Source organism: Acinetobacter sp. GQ146 (genome assembly GCF_059758585.1).
Map to the genome: position 1 here is coordinate 458,318 of NZ_JCAXDV010000001.1, position 22,241 is coordinate 480,558.

The 22,241-nt window shown below is 40.9% G+C and carries 19 protein-coding genes; 11 read left to right on the forward strand and 8 right to left on the reverse strand.

Translation table 11 applies throughout. The annotated features are described in order from the left end of the window. Positions 1–112 precede the first annotated feature (112 nt). Positions 113–817, reverse strand: a complete 705-nt coding sequence (locus AC6CHI_RS02150) for an SIMPL domain-containing protein (protein WP_498119231.1) — start codon at positions 815–817, stop codon at positions 113–115. Positions 818–1,290: 473 nt separating this feature from the next. Between AC6CHI_RS02150 and AC6CHI_RS02155 the strand changes: the two genes are divergently transcribed. Both AC6CHI_RS02155 and AC6CHI_RS02160 read left to right on the forward strand, forming a co-directional pair. Beyond that, positions 1,291–2,667 carry a diaminobutyrate--2-oxoglutarate transaminase gene (locus AC6CHI_RS02155; RefSeq protein WP_458890692.1) on the forward strand — a complete coding sequence of 459 codons (1,377 nt, stop codon included), beginning with the start codon at positions 1,291–1,293 and terminating at the stop codon, positions 2,665–2,667. Next, a complete protein-coding gene (locus tag AC6CHI_RS02160) occupies positions 2,667–4,199 on the forward strand; it encodes a pyridoxal phosphate-dependent decarboxylase family protein (RefSeq protein WP_498119232.1) in 1,533 nt (510 codons plus the stop codon). Before AC6CHI_RS02155 ends, AC6CHI_RS02160 begins: the two co-directional genes overlap by 1 nt. 258 nt (positions 4,200–4,457) lie before the next feature. Here AC6CHI_RS02160 and AC6CHI_RS02165 read toward each other — a convergent pair whose 3' ends face one another. Then, positions 4,458–4,943: an Lrp/AsnC family transcriptional regulator gene (locus AC6CHI_RS02165; RefSeq protein WP_458890690.1), complete on the reverse strand. Its 486-nt coding sequence runs from the start codon at positions 4,941–4,943 to the stop codon at positions 4,458–4,460. Positions 4,944–5,075: 132 nt separating this feature from the next. Between AC6CHI_RS02165 and AC6CHI_RS02170 the strand changes: the two genes are divergently transcribed. The 7 genes from AC6CHI_RS02170 to sohB all read left to right on the forward strand — a co-directional run bounded on the left by AC6CHI_RS02170 (position 5,076) and on the right by sohB (position 14,745). Further along, the gene (locus tag AC6CHI_RS02170; RefSeq protein WP_498119233.1) at positions 5,076–6,800 is read left to right on the forward strand and encodes an alpha-keto acid decarboxylase family protein; all 1,725 of its coding nucleotides are present in this window, start codon (positions 5,076–5,078) and stop codon (positions 6,798–6,800) included. 136 nt (positions 6,801–6,936) lie between these two features. After that, positions 6,937–8,316, forward strand: coding sequence for an amino acid permease (locus tag AC6CHI_RS02175; RefSeq protein ID WP_458890688.1), 1,380 nt, complete (start codon positions 6,937–6,939; stop codon positions 8,314–8,316). Between the two features lie 453 nt (positions 8,317–8,769). After that, entirely contained in the window at positions 8,770–9,795 is a 1,026-nt protein-coding gene (locus AC6CHI_RS02180) for a substrate-binding domain-containing protein (RefSeq protein ID WP_458890687.1), read from the forward strand. Between the two features lie 99 nt (positions 9,796–9,894). Next, positions 9,895–11,274: a phosphate ABC transporter permease subunit PstC gene (gene pstC / locus AC6CHI_RS02185; RefSeq protein WP_498119234.1), complete on the forward strand. Its 1,380-nt coding sequence runs from the start codon at positions 9,895–9,897 to the stop codon at positions 11,272–11,274. After that, positions 11,271–12,662 (forward strand): phosphate ABC transporter permease PstA, encoded by a 1,392-nt coding sequence (gene pstA, locus AC6CHI_RS02190; protein ID WP_498119235.1) that lies wholly within the window; start codon positions 11,271–11,273, stop codon positions 12,660–12,662. Before pstC ends, pstA begins: the two co-directional genes overlap by 4 nt. 13 nt (positions 12,663–12,675) lie before the next feature. Then, positions 12,676–13,587 (forward strand): phosphate ABC transporter ATP-binding protein PstB, encoded by a 912-nt coding sequence (gene pstB, locus AC6CHI_RS02195; RefSeq protein ID WP_498119236.1) that lies wholly within the window; start codon positions 12,676–12,678, stop codon positions 13,585–13,587. A 195-nt stretch (positions 13,588–13,782) separates the two neighbouring features. Then, positions 13,783–14,745: a protease SohB gene (sohB, locus tag AC6CHI_RS02200; RefSeq protein ID WP_498119237.1), complete on the forward strand. Its 963-nt coding sequence runs from the start codon at positions 13,783–13,785 to the stop codon at positions 14,743–14,745. Positions 14,746–14,834: 89 nt separating this feature from the next. Here the strand turns inward: sohB and AC6CHI_RS02205 are convergent, their stop codons facing one another. The 5 genes from AC6CHI_RS02205 to AC6CHI_RS02225 form a co-directional block, all read right to left on the reverse strand. Then, positions 14,835–15,473 (reverse strand): DUF2238 domain-containing protein, encoded by a 639-nt coding sequence (locus tag AC6CHI_RS02205; RefSeq protein ID WP_498119238.1) that lies wholly within the window; start codon positions 15,471–15,473, stop codon positions 14,835–14,837. Between the two features lie 79 nt (positions 15,474–15,552). Continuing rightward, positions 15,553–16,941: an adenylosuccinate lyase gene (gene purB, locus AC6CHI_RS02210; protein ID WP_498119239.1), complete on the reverse strand. Its 1,389-nt coding sequence runs from the start codon at positions 16,939–16,941 to the stop codon at positions 15,553–15,555. Between the two features lie 57 nt (positions 16,942–16,998). After that, positions 16,999–17,730: a high frequency lysogenization protein HflD gene (gene hflD, locus AC6CHI_RS02215; protein WP_458890680.1), complete on the reverse strand. Its 732-nt coding sequence runs from the start codon at positions 17,728–17,730 to the stop codon at positions 16,999–17,001. A 14-nt stretch (positions 17,731–17,744) separates the two neighbouring features. Next, positions 17,745–18,878, reverse strand: coding sequence for a tRNA 2-thiouridine(34) synthase MnmA (gene mnmA, locus AC6CHI_RS02220; RefSeq protein ID WP_458890679.1), 1,134 nt, complete (start codon positions 18,876–18,878; stop codon positions 17,745–17,747). Between the two features lie 4 nt (positions 18,879–18,882). Continuing rightward, positions 18,883–19,368 (reverse strand): NUDIX hydrolase, encoded by a 486-nt coding sequence (locus tag AC6CHI_RS02225; RefSeq protein ID WP_458890678.1) that lies wholly within the window; start codon positions 19,366–19,368, stop codon positions 18,883–18,885. Between the two features lie 412 nt (positions 19,369–19,780). Between AC6CHI_RS02225 and AC6CHI_RS02230 the strand changes: the two genes are divergently transcribed. Together AC6CHI_RS02230 and acuI are read left to right on the forward strand one after the other, a co-directional pair. Beyond that, positions 19,781–20,425 carry a TetR/AcrR family transcriptional regulator gene (locus AC6CHI_RS02230; RefSeq protein WP_498119240.1) on the forward strand — a complete coding sequence of 215 codons (645 nt, stop codon included), beginning with the start codon at positions 19,781–19,783 and terminating at the stop codon, positions 20,423–20,425. Positions 20,426–20,506: 81 nt separating this feature from the next. After that, a complete protein-coding gene (gene acuI / locus AC6CHI_RS02235; protein ID WP_498119241.1) occupies positions 20,507–21,484 on the forward strand; it encodes an acrylyl-CoA reductase (NADPH) in 978 nt (325 codons plus the stop codon). Between the two features lie 168 nt (positions 21,485–21,652). Here the strand turns inward: acuI and AC6CHI_RS02240 are convergent, their stop codons facing one another. Beyond that, positions 21,653–22,192 (reverse strand): gamma carbonic anhydrase family protein, encoded by a 540-nt coding sequence (locus AC6CHI_RS02240; protein WP_498119409.1) that lies wholly within the window; start codon positions 22,190–22,192, stop codon positions 21,653–21,655. Positions 22,193–22,241 lie beyond the last annotated feature (49 nt).

Sequence of the window (22,241 nt, forward strand, 5' to 3'; positions counted from 1 at the left end):
TAACCATAATTTTTTAATATTATTGTAATATTTCGATCTTAAATATGACGTAAATCAAAATAAAATTAAAAAAACCGTGTCAAGAACACGGTTTTGAGTCAATTACTACAAATTATTTAAACTGTACAGTTCCGTTCGCATTCACGGTAATTTTAGATTCACCTGCGGCAACATCCTGCATAGGGGTTGCTTCGGCACTGGCAAATTTCGCCATACTATTTCGCATCATAATGGGTTGAGGATAGTTGTTACTGGTATTCAAGTTAAGGTTGACTAGGTTATAACCAGATTTATTCCAAGACTGGCTGAGTAATTGTGCGCGTTGTTGGAAATTCTTAGAGGCCTCAATCATCAGTTCATTTTCAACTTTTTTACGCTGTGCATCAGAAACAGTAAAGTTGATGGATTCCGTTTGGAAGTTTTGCTGTAACTCACTGATGAGCTGACTGGCTGCTTTAAAGTCTGTGCTTTCAATTTGAACTTCTGCGCGACCACGCCATTCTTTTAACTTGCGGCTGTCATTGTCATAAATTGGGTAGGTGGTTTGTGAGCCTGTTTCAACTTTTACATTCGGGTATTTACGTGAAGTCGCAATTGCCTGATTCATCAGTTGTGTGATTTGGCTCGCTAGTTCGGCAGGTTGTTTATTGCTCTTTTCGATATACAGTACAGCATGCATTTCATCATTGGAAACTTGGCGAGAAGCCTCCGCTTGAACATTTACTAAATTGTAGTTTAAAGCTTCAGTTGCTTGAGCAAAAGCACTGGTGCAGGTTAGGCTACTTAAAATGAGAGAAGAAAGTACAAAATGGCGCATAATTGATGACCTTTATTTGAATATTCAGATTTATTTAATTCAGCTTATGGTAATTGTTGTTTATGGGGAATCCTCGTAGGAATTGTGGTGAGTTTGTAATTTTTTTTAGGAGAAATGAGACCCATATTTTTATATTAAAATGAATTAAATTATAGACTTAATTTTAAATTGATATGAACTTGAGTTTATAAAGGGCTTAAAACAATAAAAAGTTAAAAAAATCATATTTTCTTTCGCTTGTCACAATGTAAGATGATAATGAATGAACAGGTTAGCAGTAGATTTTTTTTCGATAAAATTAGGGCGGAAATTTGCTAAAAGTTGTTTATTTTCCTGAAAAATTCGGTATCATGCCGCACCTAGTTCTTAAATAGATACACACTGTCTAACTAGATTCTATAAAGCACCGAGTCAAAGGACCGCAAGTCACCAGACTTATTTCTTTCAACCCATATCAGAGATGGTAATTCGATATGAGCGTTTCTTCTGTAAACCCTGCCACCAATTCCACCAACGAATACTACTTGACTCGCCAAAGTCAGATGGAATCGAATGTTCGTAGCTACCCACGTAAATTACCGTTGGCGATAGCGAAAGCACAAGGTTGCTGGGTTACCGATGTTGAAGGTACAGAGTACCTTGATTGTTTAGCTGGGGCAGGTACATTGGCTTTAGGCCATAATCATCCTGCGGTCGTTCAAAGTATTCAAGATACACTGACAAGTGGCATCCCACTACATACTTTAGATTTAACAACACCTTTGAAAGATGCTTTCACAGAAGCGTTACTTTCATATCTTCCAGGTGGCAAAGAAGAGTACTGCTTACAGTTCTGTGGTCCATCTGGTGCAGATGCGACTGAAGCAGCAATTAAACTTGCGAAGACTTATACAGGCCGTAGCTCTGTAATCAGCTTCTCAGGTGGTTATCATGGTATGACTCACGGTTCTTTAGCAATGACAGGTAACTTGTCTGCTAAAAATGCTGTGAATAGTTTAATGCCAGGCGTACAGTTTATGCCGTATCCGCATGAATACCGTTGCCCACTTGGTTTAGGTGGTGAGGCTGGTGTTGATGCTTTAACGTATTTCTTTGAAAACTTCATTGAAGATGTTGAAAGTGGTGTAACTAAGCCTGCTGCGGTAATTCTTGAAGCCATTCAAGGTGAAGGCGGTGTTGTAACTGCGCCAACCAAATGGTTGAAGAAAATCCGTGAAGTGACTGAAAAGCACAACATCGTATTAATTCTTGACGAAGTTCAAGCGGGCTTTGCACGTTCAGGTAAAATGTTTGCCTTTGAACATGCGGGTATCGAGCCAGATGTTGTAGTAATGTCTAAAGCTGTAGGTGGTGGTTTACCACTTGCTGTACTTGGTATTAAACGTAAGTTTGATGCGTGGCAGCCAGCGGGTCACACGGGTACTTTCCGTGGTAACCAATTGGCAATGGGTACTGGCTTAGTGGTATTAAAAACCATTACTGAACAGAACTTGGCGCAAAATGCACAAGAACGCGGTGATTTCTTACAAGCTGAATTGAAAAAATTAGCGCAAGAATTCCCATGTATCGGTAACGTTCGTGGTCGTGGTTTAATGATCGGCGTTGAAATCGTTGACGAGCGTAAACCTGCGGATCATATGGGTTCTTTACCTGCTGATGGTCAATTGGCGGCAGCAATCCAAGCGGCATGTTTTGATAACAAATTATTGTTAGAAAAAGGTGGTCGTAACGGTACAGTGATTCGTTTACTTTGCCCATTAATCATCAAGCAAGAAGAATGTGTGGAAGTGATTGCTCGCTTTAAGAAAGCAGTTGCAGAAGCGCTTGTTGCTGTGCGAGGCGCTCAATAATGGTTGATTTTGCAGAACATCGTAAAGCGTTACTCTGCAATGATGCCCAATCCATTGCTGACTACGAGTCAGCAATGGAGCAAGCTACCAAGGCGGTAGCGGCATGGTTGCAAAATGACAAAATGTACACAGGCGGCAGCATTAAACAATTACGTGATGCGATTGCTTTTAACCCGACCAAAGAAGGTTTGGGTGTACAAAAGTCATTAGATCGTATGGTTGAGCTTTTCTTAAATAAAAGCTTGAAAGTACATCATCCTCATTCTTTAGCACATTTACATTGCCCAACCATGGTTGCAAGCCAAATTGCTGAAGTTTTGATTAATGCAACCAACCAATCTATGGACTCATGGGATCAAAGCCCAGCGGGTTCTTTGATGGAAGTTCAATTGATTGATTGGCTTCGTCAAAAAGTCGGTTATGGTGCAGGTCAAGCTGGTGTATTCACTTCAGGTGGTACACAGTCCAACTTGATGGGTGTGCTACTTGCGCGTGATGCTTGCATCTCGAAAAACTGGAAAGATGAAAACGGTAATCCGTGGTCTGTACAGCGCGATGGTATTCCTGCCGAAGCCATGAAGAACGTTAAAGTCATTTGTTCTGAAAATGCTCACTTCTCTGTGCAAAAGAACATGGCGATGATGGGTATGGGCTTCCAGTCTGTGGTCACTGTTCCTGTAAACGAAAATGCTCAAATGGATGTAGATGCTTTGGAAAAAACCATGGCACATTTACAGTCAGAAGGCAAAATCGTTGCGTGTGTGGTTGCGACTGCAGGTACGACCGATGCGGGTGCAATTGATCCACTCAAGAAAATTCGTGAAATCACCAACAAGTTTGGCGCGTGGATGCATATCGATGCGGCTTGGGGTGGAGCACTGATTTTATCGAATGAATACCGTTCAATGTTAGATGGCATTGAATTGTCTGACTCGATTACGCTGGATTTCCATAAGCACTATTTCCAAACCATTTCTTGTGGTGCATTCTTGCTCAAAGACGAAGCGAACTATCGTTTCATGCACTACGAAGCTGAATATTTAAACTCAGCCTATGATGAAGAACATGGTGTTCCAAACCTAGTATCGAAATCTTTACAAACAACTCGTCGTTTTGATGCGTTGAAATTGTGGATGACGGTTGAAGCATTAGGTGAAGAGCTTTATGGTTCAATGATTGATCACGGTGTTAAATTGACACGTGATGTTGCTGATTATATTAAAGCAACAGATGGTCTAGAGCTTCTCGTAGAACCACAATTTGCATCAGTATTGTTCCGTGTCGTGCCACAAGACTACCCAGTAGAGTTGTTGGATACATTGAACCAAAACGTTGCCGATGAGCTATTTGCTCGTGGTGAAGCAAATATTGGTGTAACCAAGGTTGGACAAGTGCAATCATTGAAAATGACGACACTCAGCCCAGTTGCAACTTTAGAAAACGTGAAGAACTTGTTGTCACTAGTACTTGCTGAAGCAGACCGTATTAAAGGTCCAATTCAAGCAGGCACCTATACGCCAGCAATTGACTAATCGTCATGTTGTTCAAAAAAGCCCGGAAATCTTCCGGGCTTTTTTATGGCTGAAATATTCCATTGTAGACAGCATTGATGCAACTCCCTGTACTTGCATAAAGGCTACAGGCGAGGTTGTTATACGGTTTTTCTAAACATGGCTTGTTCTAGCAAGCGTTACTGCTAATGTAGGGGGGCGATCAGCTTACTGTACAGCCACATAAGCAAAAGGCGGATGTCCTTTCCGCCTTGTTCATCGAGTCAAGTCAGTTAAGGCTTAACTGGCATGCGGGAAATTATAGTTTTTGTTTTTAATCATAAAATGATTCTGTTCCTTAATTTTTTTCAGAACAATGTAAGATTTAATATGACCAATAAAACTATAAGTAAGTAAACGTTCAGTGACAAAATGAGAAAGCTGCTCCAAATTCTCAGCAACGACTTTAAGAATAAAATCTGCATCGCCGCTGATGGAAAAAGCATCTTGAATATTGTCTTCGGCCTCGATTAACTCTTGAAATGCCTGTTGCGACTTGGCTTCGTGAGTTCTTAGATTGATATGAATCATGGCAGTGACCTCAAATCCGAGCGCCTGTTGCTGGATTCTTGCAGCATATCCCAATATCACACCTTTTTGTTCAAGCAATTGTCGTCTTCTTGAGCACTGTGATGCCGATAAGCCGATTTGATCTCCAATCTCCTGATTGGTGAGTCGTCCATTTTTTTGTAGTGCCTGTATGATTTGCCAGTCAAACTTATCCATTGCATAAAATCCTTTTGTGATACACAAATCTTGTATTTTTATTCGAATCCGTTTCCATTATGCACGAAATTTAGCACGTAAATGAAATATTATTTTTCTAAGTAATAAAAATTTGTCTCAAAGGATAGAGCAATGTTCATAGAAATCGGTGAGTTTTTAAATCTACGTTTAAAGCAAATGGGTATCCAGCATCTTTTTGGTGTCCCTGGTGATTTTAACCTGTCTTATCTCGAACAAGTCGAAGCGGATTCAGAACTCGAATTTATTGGAAACTGTAATGAACTGAATGCAGCCTATGCTGCGGATGGTTATGCACGCATCAATGGTTTTGCTGCATTGGCGACGACCTATGGTGTGGGTGATTTAAGTGCCATCAATGGTATTGCGGGTGCTTATGCCGAGAATGTGCCATTGGTTCATATTTCAGGGATTCCACCCTTGCATGCGGTACAAAAGGGAATTCTGGTACACCATACTTTAGTGGATGGCAACTATGACAACATTATGAACTGTATGAAAGAGTTCACGGTTGCACAAACCCGTTTAACACCAGCAAATGCAGCCTTTGAAATTGATCGAGTGCTACGTCAGTGTTTCTTAGACCGTCGTCCTGTGCACATCCAGTTAGCTTCAGATATTACGCATGTCAAAATTGAAGTGGATGAACAACCACTAGATTTAAGTTATCCATCCGTTGATCCTGATGTGCTGCAAAGTGCTGTGAGTCGCTTATGTGAAGTGCTTGCACGTGCTAAAAAACCAGCTTTATTAATTGATAATGAAGCTTCGGTATTTGGTGTAACATCTTTGCTGAATGATTTATCGCAAAAATGTTCAATTCCATTTGCCAGTATGTCGACTGCCAAAAATATTATGGATGAAGGTTCAGCACGCTATGTGGGGACTTATGTGGGTGGGGCAAGCCAAGCACATGTAAAAAATACGATTGAGCAATCAGATTGCTTAATCGGGGTTGGGGTGCGTTTTACCGATGTTGGTACAGCTGTGTTTACCCATAAAATTGCCACTGAAAACTACATTGAAATTAAACCCTATGGCTTGAATATTTTTGGACAAGACTATCCGGGCATTGAAATTGGTCAACTACTGGTTGAGTTAAATAAAAAAGTAGCTGCACGTAAAGCACCTAGTTCAGTTCTGGAAAAACCATTACACAGCAGCGTCAAGGACGTTCCAGAGCAACAAAAACTGAGTCAAGATGTACTTTGGCAGTCTATAGCGGGCTTTTTGAAAGAAGATGATGTGATTATTGGTGAGGTTGGTACATCAAATTCAGCATTATCGGGCTTAAAGCTGCCTGCAACGGCCAAATATATTTCCCAGCCACTTTGGGGTTCAATCGGTTATACCTTGCCTGCGTTATTAGGAAGTTCACTGGCTGCACCAGAGCGTCGCCAAATTTTATTCATTGGTGATGGTTCATTCCAATTGACCGTACAAGAATTGTCGACCATTATTCGCCATGGTTTAAAGCCCATCATTTTCTTACTCAATAACGGCGGTTATACCATTGAACGCCTGATTATGGGAGAAAATGCAGCCTATAACGATATTCAAAACTGGAATTATACTGCGATTCCAAGTGTGTTTAATGGGGTACGGGACCATAGCACTTATGTGGTAGAAACCGTGGGTCAACTCAAAACAGTTTTAGACAATGTAGAGCAAAATCAAGGTTTAACCTTTGTAGAACTCAAACTCCCTGCAATGGATGCACCAGCCAGTTTGAAAAAATTTGCTGAAGTGATTGCACGTTTTGATTATGGAGATCGAGCGTTTGATTTGTTAAAGGAGCGTACTCAACCAGTTGCTTGTCAGAATGTTAGCTCATTCTGAATAGAGGACAGGACGGTCTTCTCTAAAAATAGGAATAATATTTAGGTCAGCTTATGCCCGAGGTGCGATTATTGTACTTCGGCTAGGCTGCTGCAAAAAAGTGTACAGGACGTCACACAACATCGGAGATTAGATTATGGATGAAAATAATCAGCATGTATTGAAACAAGGACTATCCAACCGGCATATTCAACTTATTGCACTGGGCGGTGCTATCGGAACCGGTTTATTTTTAGGTCTTTCCCAAACGATTAAACTGGCTGGGCCATCAATTTTATTGGGGTATGCCATTGCCGGGATTATAGCCTTTTTAATCATGCGCCAATTGGGCGAAATGGTGGTTGAAGAGCCTGTGAGTGGCTCATTTAGTTATTTTGCCAATAAATACTGGGGCAAAATGGCTGGATTCATGTCGGGTTGGAATTACTGGGTGCTTTATGTACTGGTCAGTATGGCTGAATTGAGTGCCATTGGTACGTTTATTCAGTTTTGGTGGCCGGAAATTCCAACATGGCTGACGGCATTATTTTTCTTTATTTTAATTAATGCCATTAATTTGGTGAATGTACGATTCTTTGGTGAAACTGAATTTGTCTTCTCCTGTATTAAGATTGTTGCCATCTTAAGTATGATCGGCTTTGGTGCTTATCTTTTATTTTCAGGTAATGCAGGCCCGCAAGCGGGTATTGCCAATTTATGGCAACATGGCGGCTTTTTCCCACATGGTATCCACGGATTTGTCATGGCGCTTGCGGTGATTATGTTCGCGTTTGGTGGCTTAGAGCTGATTGGTATTACTGCGGCAGAAACCAAAAATCCTGAAACGACTATTCCTAAAGCAGTGAATCAGATTGTTTACCGTATTTTGATTTTTTATATCGGGGCCATTGGTATTTTACTGTGCCTATTTCCATGGAATATGGTGGCAGAAGGTGGTAGCCCATTTGTACTTATTTTCCAGTCATTGAACAGTAATGGTGTAGCAAATGTCTTGAACTTTGTGGTGCTGATTGCCGCGATCTCGGTATACAACAGTTGTATTTATTGTAATAGTCGTATGTTACACGGCTTAGCCGAACAAGGTAATGCCCCTGCATTTTTGAAAAAAGTAAATGCTCGTGGTATTCCAATGCCAGCAGCAATTGTTTCGGCATCTATTACAGCCATCTGTGTTTTGGTGAATTACTTGATTCCTGGGCAAGCTTTTCAGCTCTTCATGATGCTGGTTGTTGCAGCCTTGGTTATTAACTGGTTGATGATTTCAGTGACCCATCTGAAATTTAACAAAGCCATGAAATTGCAAAAGCGTCTTACCAAATTCCAAAGTATTTGGACACCTTGGAGTAACTATCTTACCATTGGTTTTGTCTGCTTTATTTTGATTATCATGTTCTTAACTCCTGATATGCGACTGGCTGTGATTTTAGGTCCAATCTGGATGGCTGTTTTGGCATTGATGTATTTCTTCAAATATCGTAAGAAAATAGAGGTTTTGCCAGAAGTGCAATCAAACTGATAGCAGATTGCGACTCATGCAGGGATTGCTCGACGAAAGTTGAGCAATCCTTTTTTATCTCTAACAAGCTCGCATTTGAGATGCTGGAGTTGTCATATGCAGTTTAGTGTAATGGATTGAGATGTCATAAACATTTCACCAAGAAGAATGTGGAATGCTTCAAAATTCAATTGATGCAGTGCAAATAAGCATTAAAAAATGACATTCAGATGAATTGTTACACTTTACATATTGGAATGAAATAATAAAAGTAAGATTATAATTAATGTTACATGCTGAATTTAAAAGAATTTTAAATAAATCATCACTCAAGCATCAAATATCATAAAAGCGTCATATTGCTGTAACTTATTTGTCATATTTTAAAATCAAAATGCACATATCGAAAAAAGTACAAAACTGAATAAAAAAAGTGGCGTACTCCAAATTGCATACATATTAAGAGAGATGAGCATGCGCTTAAACCACATCGCACTTGCATTGGCAGTAACAGGGGCAGTTGTAACCACAACTGCAAATGCAGCACGTGACACAATCCAAATTGCGGGTTCTTCTACAGTACTTCCATATGCAAGTATCGTAGCAGAAGAGTTTGGTAACACCTTCCCACAATACAAAACTCCAGTAGTGGGTTCTGGTGGTACTTCTGGCGGTTTAAAGCAATTCTGTGCGGGTGTGGGCGACAATACAATTGATGTTGCAAATGCTTCTCGTAAAATTAAAGATTCTGAATTAGCAGCGTGTAAAAAAGCTGGCGTAAACAAGATTCAAGAAATCAAAATTGGTTATGACGGTATTGTATTTGCATCGAATTCAAACAAAGCGGCTTATAAATTAAAGCCATACCATGTATTCGCGGCTTTGGCTGAAAAATTACCATCAAATGGTAAATTGGTGCCAAACCCATATACACGTTGGAATCAAATTGATAAATCACTTCCAAACGAAGCAATCACTTTGGTTATTCCAGCATCTAACCACGGTACGCGTGAAGTGTTCCAAGAGAAAATGGTTGAAGCAGGTTGCGAAGCTTATGATTACTTCAAGAAGTTAGATAAAGATGCTCAGAAGAAAGCATGCTCAACTTTCCGTAAAGACGGTAAAGTCATTGAAATTGCGGGTGACTATACTGAAACATTGGCGCGTTTGAAAACTTCTCCAAATGCAGTGGGTGTATTCGGTTTAGGTTTCTATGATCAAAACCGTGACAAGTTACGCGTTGCAACAGTAAACAACGTTGCACCTTCTGAGAAAACAATTTTGAATGGTTCGTACCCAGTTTCACGTCCATTGTTCTTCTACGTGAAAGGTGAGCACCTTCAATCAATCAAAGGCTTACAGCAATACACAGAATATTTCTTAAGCAAGAAAGTATCTGGTAAAGGCTCTAAATTGGAAAAAGCAGGCTTGATCTCTATGTCAGACAAAGAGCGTGCAAAAATCCTTGCTGATTTTAAAGCAGGCAAAGCGGTTAAGTAATTCGGTGAATTAGGCAAATGGTGGGATCTCCCACCATTGGCTTTTTGTACTTAGTGAGTTTTTTCAAAGAATGAAAATTGAAAAAACGGTGGAGAATACATGAATCTGCTACTTATAGGCGTGTTACTGGCGTTAATTGCGATAGCTTACCAAATTGGTCTCGCAAAAAGTCGTAACTTAGCAGGTAAGGGAAATAACTCAGCAATGTTGCATTCGCGCCCAGGTTATTATGGGGCATTGGTTGCGCTGTGGTGTGGTATCCCTGCTTTTTTAATTTTGATTGTTTGGAATATTGTTGAGCCAAATATTTTGCGTCACATTGTGATGAACAATGTTCCTGCAAATGTGTTGAGTGGTTTAGACGCTGCGGGTGTTGAAGTACTTCTAGATCGTGTACAAGCAATTGCATCAGGTTTTGGCGTGAGTGATCAAGCTGCTCCATATGAAATTGCGGCTGCACAACAATTGGCAAAAGTTGAAAGTATTGGTTCATTTGCAAAATTAGCCGTGGTAATTTCTGCCGCTTTAGCCGGTTTGGTCTGGGCAAAAAGACATGTACAAGGGCAGTATCGTGCTCGTAACCAAGTAGAAAAAATCATTAATATCGGTTTGGCATTGTGTTCGGGCGTGGCAATTCTGACAACGGTTGGTATTGTCATGTCGATGTTTACTGAAGCCATGCATTTCTTCCGTTTTGTCAGTCCAATGGATTTCTTCTTTGGTACCGAATGGAACCCAGGGTTTAGTACTTCAGGCAATGCAGAAGGTAGTTATGGTTTGCTCCCATTAATTTGGGGAACCTTGATGGTCAGTGGTATTGCACTCCTGGTTGCCGTACCTTTAGGTCTTATGATTGCCATTTACTTGGCTGAATATGCTTCATCAGGATTTCGCTCTTGGGCTAAGCCTGCGATTGAAGTCCTCGCTGGGATCCCGACCATTGTATATGGTGTATTTGCCTTAATGGTGATTGGCCCCTTCTTTAAAATGCTAGGCGAAACAATTGGGTTGAATATTAATGCGACCAGCGCATTAACTGCGGGCTTCGTGATGGGTGTGATGATCATTCCTTTTGTGTCGTCATTATCGGATGACATCATTACACAAGTGCCTCGTGCATTACGTGACGGTTCTTTAGGTTTAGGTGCAACCAAGTCGGAAACGATTCGTCAAGTGGTGATTCCAGCAGCCTTACCGGGCATTATAGGTGCCTTCTTATTGGCAGCTTCACGTGCAATTGGTGAAACCATGATTGTGGTACTTGCGGCAGGGAATAGTCCATTGCTGCACATTAACCCACTCGAAGCAGTGTCTACCGTGACAGTCACGATTGTTAACCAGTTAACAGGGGATACAGACTTTGCTAGTCCACAAGCACTGGTGGCTTTCGCTTTAGGTTTGACCTTGTTTGTCATTACATTAGGTCTGAACATTGTTGCACTGTATATCGTGCGTAAATATCGCGAGCAATACGAATGAGTACATCAAATTCTTCTCCTATGGGTCAAACTTTCGATCCACAAGCTGCGGCTGAATTACGTGACAAACGTAAAAAGACCATTGAGAATTCATTGGCTAAGCGTCATCGCAAGGAAAAAACCTTCCGAATTTTCGGCTTGGCAGCAGTAATCTCTGGCTTATTCTTCGTGGTTTTGTTGTTCGGCAGCATTTTGGCAAAAGGGTTACCGGCTTTTTGGCAAACCAGTCTTTCTGTTCCAGTCTATTTTGATCCAAGCATTATTAATGCTGGGCCTAAACCTGTTCAAAGTGCAGGTGAATCTCCAGCGCATTACCAAGAGCGTTACGTGGCTTGGCAAACCGAGATGGGCATGGTGGATTGGGATGCACTCATCGTGAATGGCATGATCAAAAAAGATCCTAATTTGGCTGATCAGCGTGATGATTTGACCAGCATCTACACAGGTTCTGAATCATACCGTTTACGTGACATGGTATTTGCTAATCCATCTTTGGTGGGTAAAACTGAAGAAATTAAAATTCTGACTGAAGCAAATGTGGATGTATGGTTAGCTGGAAATATTGATCGTAGTCTTCCGGATGATCAACAGCAGTTAAGTCCTGAAATTCGCCAACTGGCAGATGACTTAAAAGCTAAGGGCATTATTGAAAATACCTTTAACACCAAAATTTTTACGAACCCAGATTCACGTAGTGCACCAGCAACTGCAGGTTTGGCAGGCGCATTCATGGGCTCATTGTTCATGATGTTAATCGTGATCTTCATTTCGATTCCGATTGGTGTGGCTTCTGCAGTCTATCTTGAAGAGTTTGCACCAAAGAATGTGCTTACGGACATTATTGAAGTCAATATTAACAACTTGGCTGCGGTTCCTTCCATTGTGTTTGGTTTGTTGGGTGCGGCAATTTTTATCGGCTGGATGCATCTTCCAATTTCTGCACCTGTGGTCGGTGGTTTGGTCTTAAGTTTAATGACCTTACCAACGGTAATTATTACCACACGTGCCTCGTTAAAAGCCGTTCCACCTTCGATTCGTCAAGCTGCTTTAGGTCTGGGTGCTTCACGTGTACAAACCGTATTCCATCATGTTCTGCCGTTGGCATTACCAGGGATCTTGACGGGCGCCATTATTGGTGTTGCACAAGCATTGGGCGAAACTGCACCGTTATTATTGATTGGTATGAGTGCCTTTGTTGCCAGCGTGCCAACCACTCCATTAGATCAATCGACCGCCTTACCTGTGCAAATTTTCTTGTGGCAGGGTAATGAGTTACGTAACTTCTTTGAAGGACGTACTGCGGCAGCCATTATCGTACTTCTTGCATTAATGATTGGATTAAACAGTCTTGCAATTTGGTTACGTAAGAAATTTGAAGTCCGCTGGTAATTGAGGGCAATATATGAATACTGTAGTAAATAACTCTTTAGAGCAGGACAAGTCAGTGAATCCACAACAGACTCAATTTACATCTCCTGATGCTGATTTAAATCGTCAAACTTCGTTTATTTCACAGTTTGATACGCAGGCTTCTGCAAAAAAAGAAAGTCAAACGGCTCAAGTCAAACTGAGTACTTCGGATGTTCATGTCTACTATGGTGAAGCTGAAGCGATTAAAGGAATTGATTTAGAAATTTATCAAAACGAAGTGATTGCATTCATTGGACCATCAGGTTGTGGTAAATCAACTTTCTTGCGTACTTTAAACCGTATGAATGACACGATCGATTCTTGTCGTGTCACGGGTAAAGTGATGCTTGATAATCAAGACATTTACGATCCAAATTTAGACGTGGTGTTGTTACGTGCTCAAGTGGGTATGGTATTCCAAAAACCAAACCCATTCCCTAAATCAATTTTTGATAATGTGGCGTATGGACCAAAGTTACATGGTTTGGCGCGTGACAAATATGATTTAGAAGAAATTGTAGAAAATAGTTTGCGTAAAGCTGGTCTTTGGGATGAAGTTAAAGACCGTTTGAACCAACCGGGTACAGGTTTATCAGGTGGTCAGCAACAACGTTTGTGTATTGCGCGTACCATTGCAGTAAGCCCAGAAGTTATTCTGATGGATGAACCATGTTCGGCACTCGATCCAATTGCGACTGCAAAAGTAGAAGAGTTAATTTCAGAACTTTCGAATCAGTATACGATTGCGATTGTCACGCACTCTATGCAGCAAGCCGCACGTGTTTCTGATCGTACCGCTTACTTCCATTTAGGTGATCTCATTGAAGTGAACTCGACAGAAAAAGTCTTTACTCAACCTGATCATCAGCTGACAGAAGCTTATATTACCGGTCGCTTCGGTTAAGCGAAGAAAAACAGCAAAACCGCAAATTTAAATTTGCGGTTTTTTTATTCCCGTGAGAGGCGGATATATGCAATCAATTGCACTGTATTTTTTGCCGATTGAATATTGCGATATTCTTGCAAAATCTATATTGAATTTTCGGAATAAAAGCCCCATCTTATAGTCAGTCTAAACAAAATTGAGAATTACTTACATATGTTATTTCAATTGCCCAAGTTGCCTGCGGAAATACGAGTTAGTCACTTAAATGCACGCGTAAATGAACAAAGAAAAAAAATCGGGCAAACCACAGCTTCTAAATTAGAATTATTGCAATTGAGCCAGCAGCTTGCTAAAGAAGCTCGCGCGCGCAAAAAAAATAATCAAAAAGTTTATGTATTGGACTTTAAAGGGGATACCGCAGCCTCTGCTGTCGATAATATTCGTGAAGAAATTACCCTGATTTTAGCGACGGCGAAAGCGGGGCGTGATCGTGTGGTGGTGCGTCTAGAAAGTCCAGGTGGTATGGTTCATGGCTATGGCTTGGCGGCAGCCCAATTGGTTCGTCTGCGTGACGCAGGCTTTCATTTAACCATCTGTGTAGATAAAGTCGCTGCCAGTGGGGGTTATATGATGGCTTGTATTGCCAGTGAAATTATTTCTGCACCATTCGCTGTGGTTGGCTCTATTGGCGTTGTGGCACAAGTGCCAAACTTTAACCGTTTATTGAAGGAACACCACGTCGATTTTGAATTGTATACCGCTGGGCAGTTCAAACGCACGGTGACCATGTTTGGTGAAAACACGCCTGAAGGTAAAGCCAAATTTGAGGAAGAATTGCAACAGACACATGAGCTGTTTAAGCATTTTGTCGAAAAATATCGTCCACAACTCAATATGGAGAAAGTGGCCACAGGCGAACACTGGTATGGTCGTGATGCCTTAGATTTGAATTTGGTGGATAAGCTACAAACCTCAGATGAGTATTTACTGGGCTTATTACCGCAACATGATGTCTATGTAATTCAAACCCGTCGCAAACCGACTTTGGGCGAGAAAATTGGCCTACAAGCTGCGCAAATTGTAGATTCGATTGTGCCTGTGGTGATGAATAAGGTGATGGAAAGCTTATCTAGTGCAAACAGTAACTTGGTGCAAATGCGTGATCCAAAGCTTTAAATAGATACTTTCCTTTAAAAAAAGGTGCTGTTATAGGCACCTTTTTTAATGCTCTCGACAGGGAAAATTATCTTGAGTGGCCTAATCAATTAGGCATCATCCGAATGGTCGGAGAGGAGTAGTTGTCCAATCCCATAGATAATCGCCCCGATTGTCGCCAGAAGCATATCTTTATGTGCATCCCACATGTCACCTTGTTGCCCATTGTAGTTTTCGGCATCTTCAGGGGAGAGTCCCATAGCAATCAGCCATTCAATCCATTCGTAGATTAAACTACTTGCCATGACAAATTGGATCACTAAAAGAAAATATACATAAGGCTTCAGTGTTGGGAGCCAAACTTGAAGAAGGCGATAGAAAAAAGGGTAGAGGAATAAACCATAAAATAAATGCACGACACGATCATACATATTGCGTGTCCATCCCATGGTTTGATTTAAATCAAACTGGAAGTGCTGAATTAGCCACTCATTATACGGCACATAGGAGTAAAGATAGTGTGCAGCAAGAATATGAATCAGTAAAAAAGCCAAATACAAAACATAAGTAATAAAGGTTAAGCCGATTTTGTAGAGGGCCAACAATAAAGTGATGAGCATCAATACTGTACCGACTTGATGCAGTAAATAAGATTCAAATTCCAGTGGGTCAATACTGGCAACGCCAATTGCCAGTACAACAATGGCTAAGCAAATATAATGTTTAAGGTGAAGTTGATACTCTATCATGCTGTTATTTTCGTCAGTACATAAACATAGGGCATAAAAAAAGCGAAGCCGTAGCCTCGCTTTTCAAATTAACAGCTAATTAGATTTTAGCAATTAATTCTTTAATTTGTTTGGCTTGTTCAGCAGCATTACCCGTGTAGCTAGCAGGTGTCATTTCAGCCAAACGCGCACGGTCAGCAGCAGGCACAGCTTCAAGTTCTGTACCATTGACAAAGTCCACCATCATGTCGCGTGTCATTGCTTGACCACGAGTAAGGGCTTTCAATTTTTCGTATGGCTTTTCAACGTTATAACGACGCATAACTGTTTGAATTGGTTCAGCTAATACTTCTTGAGCGTTGTCTAGGTCTTCAAGAATACGCGCAGCATTCAGTTCAAGTTTACCAATACCTTTTAAGCAAGCTTCAAAAGCGATTAAGCTTTGTGCAAAACCAACACCCATGTTACGAAGCACAGTTGAGTCAGTTAAGTCACGCTGCCAGCGAGAAATAGGAAGTTTTTCACCTAAGTGCGCCAATACTGCGTTGGCAATACCTAAGTTACCTTCAGAGTTTTCGAAGTCAATTGGGTTAACTTTATGTGGCATCGTTGAAGAACCCACTTCGCCTTCTTTCAATTTTTGTTTGAAGAAACCTAAAGAGATGTAACCCCATACGTCACGGTTAAAATCGATCAGAATAGTATTGAAACGACGTAAAGCATCAAAAAGTTCCGCCATGTAGTCATGTGGCTCAATTTGAGTGGTGTACGGGTTGAAGTCTAAACCTAAAGATTCAACAAATGCTTGTGAATGCGCAGGCCAGTTGATATCTGGGTAAGCAGACAAGTGAGCGTTGTAGTTACCCACAGCACCATTAATTTTGCCAAGCAATTCAACGTTTTGGAACTGCTTGATTTGACGCGCTAAACGATACGCCACATTCGCCATTTCTTTACCCAAAGTGGTTGGGCTTGCAGTTTGACCGTGGGTACGAGAAAGCATCGGTTGTTCAGCATGTTTTTCTGACAAAACAACAATTGAATCAATGATTTGTTGCATAGAAGCAACCAGTACATCACGACCATTTTTTAACATTAATGCGTGAGACAAGTTGTTAATATCTTCTGAAGTACATGCAAAGTGAATGAATTCACCCGCATTTTTAAGTTCATCAATATTGGCAATTTTTTCTTTTAAGAAATACTCAACTGCTTTTACATCGTGGTTGGTGGTACGTTCAATGTCTTTAATGCGGTTTGCATCATCTTCAGAGAACTCAGCAACGATAGCATCTAAAGCTGCATTGGTTTCAGCAGTAAAAGCTGGAACTTCAACAATCTCTGGGTGGTTCGCAAGCGCTTGCAACCAACGCACTTCAACAGTCACACGAGCATGAATTAAACCAAACTCAGAGAGGAAAGGACGGAGTGCGTCACATTTGCTAGCGTAACGTCCATCTAATGGAGAAAGTGCAGTTAAAGCGTTCATGGTGATTCCTTAAACTTTGGAATAAAACGTAAAACGAAAATTTCGTACAGCATCCGGTTAGACCACCTGATACTGCAAACGAGCGAGATCTTGAATATCTTGGAGCAATTTACGCTTGCTAAAGATCATGCCCCAAGAGTTGCCGCCTAATTGACGCCACAAATGTGCCATTTGTAGACCCGTAAACAAGGCAGCACGAATTCGATTGGTGTGTCCAGCATCTTTAAATGCTTCTGCATTACCGCGAACCATAATGCGCGGATTGATTTGACCTGCGGTTTCAACATAGGTCTGCGCAAGATTGGCAATAATGCTGGGATGGCTGTAGTTATTGTCAAAAAATGAGAGTTGTTTCAGAATTTTTTGTTGTGATTTTTCAATAATTTCAACGAATTTAGGATTGCTATACACTTTCTTCTCGAGTTGTAGTAATGCCATGGCGTAAGACATTGGAAGTTTCGTGTTGGACAGCTTGGGTAAACGAGATTTTGGTGCTGGATTGAAAGGCTGGGTAATGCTGCTTTCGAGTGTCTTTAGACCTAATGAAATATCTGCAAGTTGATTGAAAAAATCTAGAGTTTGGCAAGACTGATTGGACGTGGGACGAATATTTAAGCTGGCTTTGATCAGCTGCTCTAAATAGAAGTTTCCGCTATCTCCGATGCTCTGTCGTCCAGAAATAGCGGTCATATGGGTGAGTTGCGTTGCCTGAAATACAGCCGCTAAAGCCAACGCTCGATTTTGGCGTTGACTAAGCGTTTGAGGCTGTTGAAACGGTAACTCAACCATACCGAACAATCCTTTTAAATAAAATCAGGTTTAGGGGCATTGGTATGGTGAATCACACCACCACCTAAACATACATCATCAAGATAGAACACAACACTTTGACCCGGAGTGACAGCACGCTGTGACTCATCAAATTCGACGCGAACGCCATTCGGCATCGTGTCATCTTTATATAATACGCAAGCTTGATCGGGTTGGCGATAACGCGTCTTTGCTGTACAGCGGAAACCTGTCGCAGGAATCTCTTGTTCACCTGCAACCCAGTCAATCGATTCGCTCCAAAGTACGGTACTGTGCATCAATGGATGCTCATGACCTTGACCAACGACAAGACGATTATGCTCAATATCTTTGTGTAATACGAACCAAGCACCTTCTTCAGCACCTTTCATACCACCAATGCCAATACCGCCACGCTGACCGAGCGTATAGTACATTAAGCCGTGATGTTCACCAACCTCTTTGCCATTATCCAGAACAATTTTTCCAGGTTGTGCAGGTAAATATTGTTTCAAGAAGTCATTAAAACGACGTTCACCAATAAAACAGATGCCTGTTGAATCTTTTTTCTTGGCAGTCGCTAAACCGAGCTGTTCTGCAATACGACGTACTTCGGGCTTTTCAATTTCACCGACAGGGAATAAGGTCTTGTTAATTTCACGGCCATGAACCGCATGTAAAAAGTAGGTTTGATCTTTATTTTTATCTAAACCACGGAGTAAAGGCGCATACTCCTCACCACGAGAGTTGGTCATGGTTTCACCACGACGGCAATAATGACCTGTGGCAATAAAGTCGGCACCTAAATTCACCGCATGGTCGAGGAAGGCGCGGAATTTAATTTCTTTATTACACAGGATATCTGGGTTAGGCGTACGACCCGCGGCATATTCAGCAAGGAAGTGTTCAAACACACGATCCCAATATTCCATCGCAAAATTGGCGGTATGTAACTTAATCCCGATTTTATCGCAAACGGCTTGTGCATCAGCCAGATCTTCCATGGCAGTGCAGTATTCGGTGCCATCATCTTCTTCCCAGTTTTTCATGAAAAGTCCTTCAACTTGATATCCTTGTTGAAGAAGAAGTGCGGCAGATACAGAAGAGTCTACACCACCAGACATACCGACGATGACACGTTGTTGCATAGGATTAAGCATCCAGATTTGAAATTAAAGGAGAGTTTTGGTGCTCATAGATGAGCGATAAAGGGTATTTTCGACCTGCCAGCGCATCTTTCACGGCTTTAATTACCAATGGGCTTCGAGCGCGAGCTGTTTCTTGAAGTTCGTCTAAACTCATCCATTTGGGACCAATAATGCCTTGATCAAGTTCAGCTTCAGGAAAATATTCTAAGACATGTGCTAAAAAACAAAATCTAAAATAAGTACGGTCTGGAAACATGGGCGGGGTATAGGTGTAAATGCCCAATAAAGCATCGACCTCAACCGCATGACCTGTTTCTTCCATGGTTTCACGCACAGCCGCCTGAATAATGCTTTCACCACATTCCACATGTCCAGCAGGCTGGTTAAACACGGTATGTGTGATCCCTTCACTGTGTTCTTCAACAAAGAGGAACTTTCCGTCTTTTTCAACGACAGTAGCAACGGTAACATGAGGCGCCCAAGCGGTCATAAAAAACTACCATGGAATAAAAGGAGTATTCTACAAAATTTAGGGGGGGATGGCTATGTTGATGGGGAGTTTTCTTCGAGCTAATCCATTCTCTGTTGTTTAAATTATGAAGCTTTATTCCCTAGATGCTATAGATTGATGCATGGGTTTGAGTCAACAGGTATTCGATAAATAAATGCCATGCCAATGTGCCAAATTATGAGTCGCATTTTTGCAAGATTTTAGGGAGTAAAATCTAACACTCTTATGTTGATGTATGATATTGATTTTAAATACTAAATGTGTTGAATAGAGAGTTTTAGTTTCTTGGAAAAGTGGCTAGCGTTATACTTGTGAAATTCACATCTGCTAGAAAAATTATTCGAATCTAACGCTATTGCTATTTCTAGATGCTTAGTCTATTTTATTGAGTATGAATTATTCTTCCTTACCGAAACGACCTCGTGGTAGACCAACCAAACATGGTGGTAACTATGCAGACACGAAAGATGTGTTAATCCGCAGAGGGATCGAGTTGCTGACTGAACGTGGTATGAATGCCATGAGCTTGGATGATCTGATGAAATCAGTTCAAGTTCCTAAAGGGTCTTTTTATCATTATTTTGCAAATAAAGAGGCTTTTATTTTAGAAGTTTTGGACGCTTATGAACTTTATTTTGTGAAGCGATTAAAGCAGTTTTTAAGCCAACCCGAACTTTCTCCATTGGAAAGGCTGCAAAATTTTGTAAAAGATGCGGGTGAAAAACTGCAAAAATACGACTTTAAACGAGGTTGTATTTTAGGCAACTTAGGCCAAGAAGTTTCGTATTTGCCGCCTGAGATCATCGCCCGAATCGAAAGTATCTTTAAGGTATGGGAGAAAGTAGTTTCTGATTGTTTGTATCAGTCAGATTCACCATATAGCGTTGTTGAGTGTGATGAAGCTGCTTATCAGTTTTGGATTGGATGGGAAGGTGCGGTGCTGAGAGCGCGCTTGGTCAAATCTGCCAGTCCTTTAGATGCATTTTATCGCTTATTTGCTGTCAGTGTAGAACAGCGAAATCGTGTTAAAAATTAAGTAAAAAATGAATGCAGATGTATGCATTTATTTTTTACTTAATTCTAGACAGGTCGTCTAATTAAATGAAGAGGAAGTTCTATGTACAAGGGTATTGAAATCACTAAAGATGATGCGGGTTACAGCTCAAAAATTACAGAGATTGCTGCAAAGCCTTTACAAGAAGGAGAGGTTAGAGTCGAGGTAAAGTATTCAACATTAAATTATAAAGATGCTTTAGCCATTACAGGGCGCGCTCCAGTGGTACGTAGTTTTCCGTTGACCCCAGGCATCGATTTTTCAGGCGTAGTGATTGAATCAAGACATCCAGCATGGACAGCGGGAGATGAGGTTGTGTTGAATGGCTGGGGCGTGGGTGAAAAGTATTCTGGAGGACTGGCTGAACAAGTCACTGTTTCAGGTGATTGGCTCATCAGAAAACCTTCTATTTTTTCTTTTAAAGATACGATGATCATTGGTACAGCAGGTTATACCGCAATGTTGTGTGTCATGGCTTTACAAAAACATGGTATTAAACCAAGTGATGGAAAGATTTTAGTGACAGGTGCAAATGGTGGAGTTGGTAGTATTGCGATTATGCTTTTGAAGCATCTGGGTTATGAGATAACCGCTTCAACAGGTCGACCTCAAGAATCAGAATATTTAACTTATTTGGGTGCGAGTGAAATTATTGATCGTGCTGAATTAGCTTCATCAGGTAAGCCATTGAGCAAAGAAATTTGGGCAGGTGTAATTGATACTGTCGGTAGCCATACTTTAGCCAATGCATGTGCTGGAACCAAATATCGAGGAGCTGTTGCTGCGTGTGGTTTGGCTGGTGGTATGGATTTTCCTGCTACAGTAGCTCCATTTATTTTGAGAGGAATCACGTTATATGGCATTGATAGTGTGATGGCACCGATCGAATTAAGAACAGAAGCTTGGCAGCGTTTGGCTACCGAATTAGATCAAACAAAATTGGAAACAGTAACGACTGAAATTCAGTTAACGGATGCTATAAATATTTCAAATGATATTTTAGATGGAAAAATTAGAGGTCGAGTAGTTGTAAAATTATAATCTGAAAAATTCATTCATAAGGGCGTATTGATGAATAAGACTGACGGATCAATATGATTACATTTTGTGGTCAAGGAGCATTTTTTCGTCTTCTAGAGCCATTGCTGTTAAACATAATGGTGCATCTTTAATAATTTTAAAAAAGCCCCAAACTATGGGGCTTTTTAATTAATCTTGCTCTCGGTAATTATTCGCCACCTTCACATAATGACGTGCAGAATAAGTTAGAAACTCTTTTTCTTTATCCGTTAATGGACGTACCTGCTGTACTGGACTGCCAACATACAGATAACCACTTTCCAGACGTTTACGCGGTGGAACAAGACTGCCAGCACCAATCATCACGTCATCTTCGATAATGACATCGTCTAAAACGATACTGTTGATTCCAACCAAAACTCGATTGCCAATAGTACAGCCATGCAAGGTTACATGATGCCCAATGGTGACATCTTCACCAATAATAAGGGGAGAACCATTCGGTTTAGCGTCATTCTTATGGCTAACATGCAGCATGCAGTGGTCTTGTACGTTACTGTGTTTGCCAATTTTAATGCTGTTCACGTCTCCACGAATCACAGCAAAGGGCCAAACTGAAACATGATCAGCCAGTACCACATCACCAATCACAATCGCAGCATCATCAACATAGCAAGAGGCATCAATTTTGGGTTTGCTATCAAGATAAGGGCGGATATTTTTTTTCATATTCATACAGCATCATTCAGCAATTTACCCTAGAGTATAAAAGAAAAAA

Bases quoted from the DNA above. Each gene is read 5' to 3' on its own strand.
- AC6CHI_RS02150 (WP_498119231.1), bottom strand. From the start codon at position 817: ATGCGCCATTTTGTACTTTCTTCTCTCATTTTAAGTAGCCTAACCTGC.
- AC6CHI_RS02155 (WP_458890692.1), top strand. From the start codon at position 1,291: ATGAGCGTTTCTTCTGTAAACCCTGCCACCAATTCCACCAACGAATAC.
- AC6CHI_RS02160 (WP_498119232.1), top strand. From the start codon at position 2,667: ATGGTTGATTTTGCAGAACATCGTAAAGCGTTACTCTGCAATGATGCC.
- AC6CHI_RS02165 (WP_458890690.1), bottom strand. From the start codon at position 4,943: ATGGATAAGTTTGACTGGCAAATCATACAGGCACTACAAAAAAATGGA.
- AC6CHI_RS02170 (WP_498119233.1), top strand. From the start codon at position 5,076: ATGTTCATAGAAATCGGTGAGTTTTTAAATCTACGTTTAAAGCAAATG.
- AC6CHI_RS02175 (WP_458890688.1), top strand. From the start codon at position 6,937: ATGGATGAAAATAATCAGCATGTATTGAAACAAGGACTATCCAACCGG.
- AC6CHI_RS02180 (WP_458890687.1), top strand. From the start codon at position 8,770: ATGCGCTTAAACCACATCGCACTTGCATTGGCAGTAACAGGGGCAGTT.
- pstC (WP_498119234.1), top strand. From the start codon at position 9,895: ATGAATCTGCTACTTATAGGCGTGTTACTGGCGTTAATTGCGATAGCT.
- pstA (WP_498119235.1), top strand. From the start codon at position 11,271: ATGAGTACATCAAATTCTTCTCCTATGGGTCAAACTTTCGATCCACAA.
- pstB (WP_498119236.1), top strand. From the start codon at position 12,676: ATGAATACTGTAGTAAATAACTCTTTAGAGCAGGACAAGTCAGTGAAT.
- sohB (WP_498119237.1), top strand. From the start codon at position 13,783: ATGTTATTTCAATTGCCCAAGTTGCCTGCGGAAATACGAGTTAGTCAC.
- AC6CHI_RS02205 (WP_498119238.1), bottom strand. From the start codon at position 15,473: ATGATAGAGTATCAACTTCACCTTAAACATTATATTTGCTTAGCCATT.
- purB (WP_498119239.1), bottom strand. From the start codon at position 16,941: ATGAACGCTTTAACTGCACTTTCTCCATTAGATGGACGTTACGCTAGC.
- hflD (WP_458890680.1), bottom strand. From the start codon at position 17,730: ATGGTTGAGTTACCGTTTCAACAGCCTCAAACGCTTAGTCAACGCCAA.
- mnmA (WP_458890679.1), bottom strand. From the start codon at position 18,878: ATGCAACAACGTGTCATCGTCGGTATGTCTGGTGGTGTAGACTCTTCT.
- AC6CHI_RS02225 (WP_458890678.1), bottom strand. From the start codon at position 19,368: ATGACCGCTTGGGCGCCTCATGTTACCGTTGCTACTGTCGTTGAAAAA.
- AC6CHI_RS02230 (WP_498119240.1), top strand. From the start codon at position 19,781: ATGAATTATTCTTCCTTACCGAAACGACCTCGTGGTAGACCAACCAAA.
- acuI (WP_498119241.1), top strand. From the start codon at position 20,507: ATGTACAAGGGTATTGAAATCACTAAAGATGATGCGGGTTACAGCTCA.
- AC6CHI_RS02240 (WP_498119409.1), bottom strand. From the start codon at position 22,192: ATGAAAAAAAATATCCGCCCTTATCTTGATAGCAAACCCAAAATTGAT.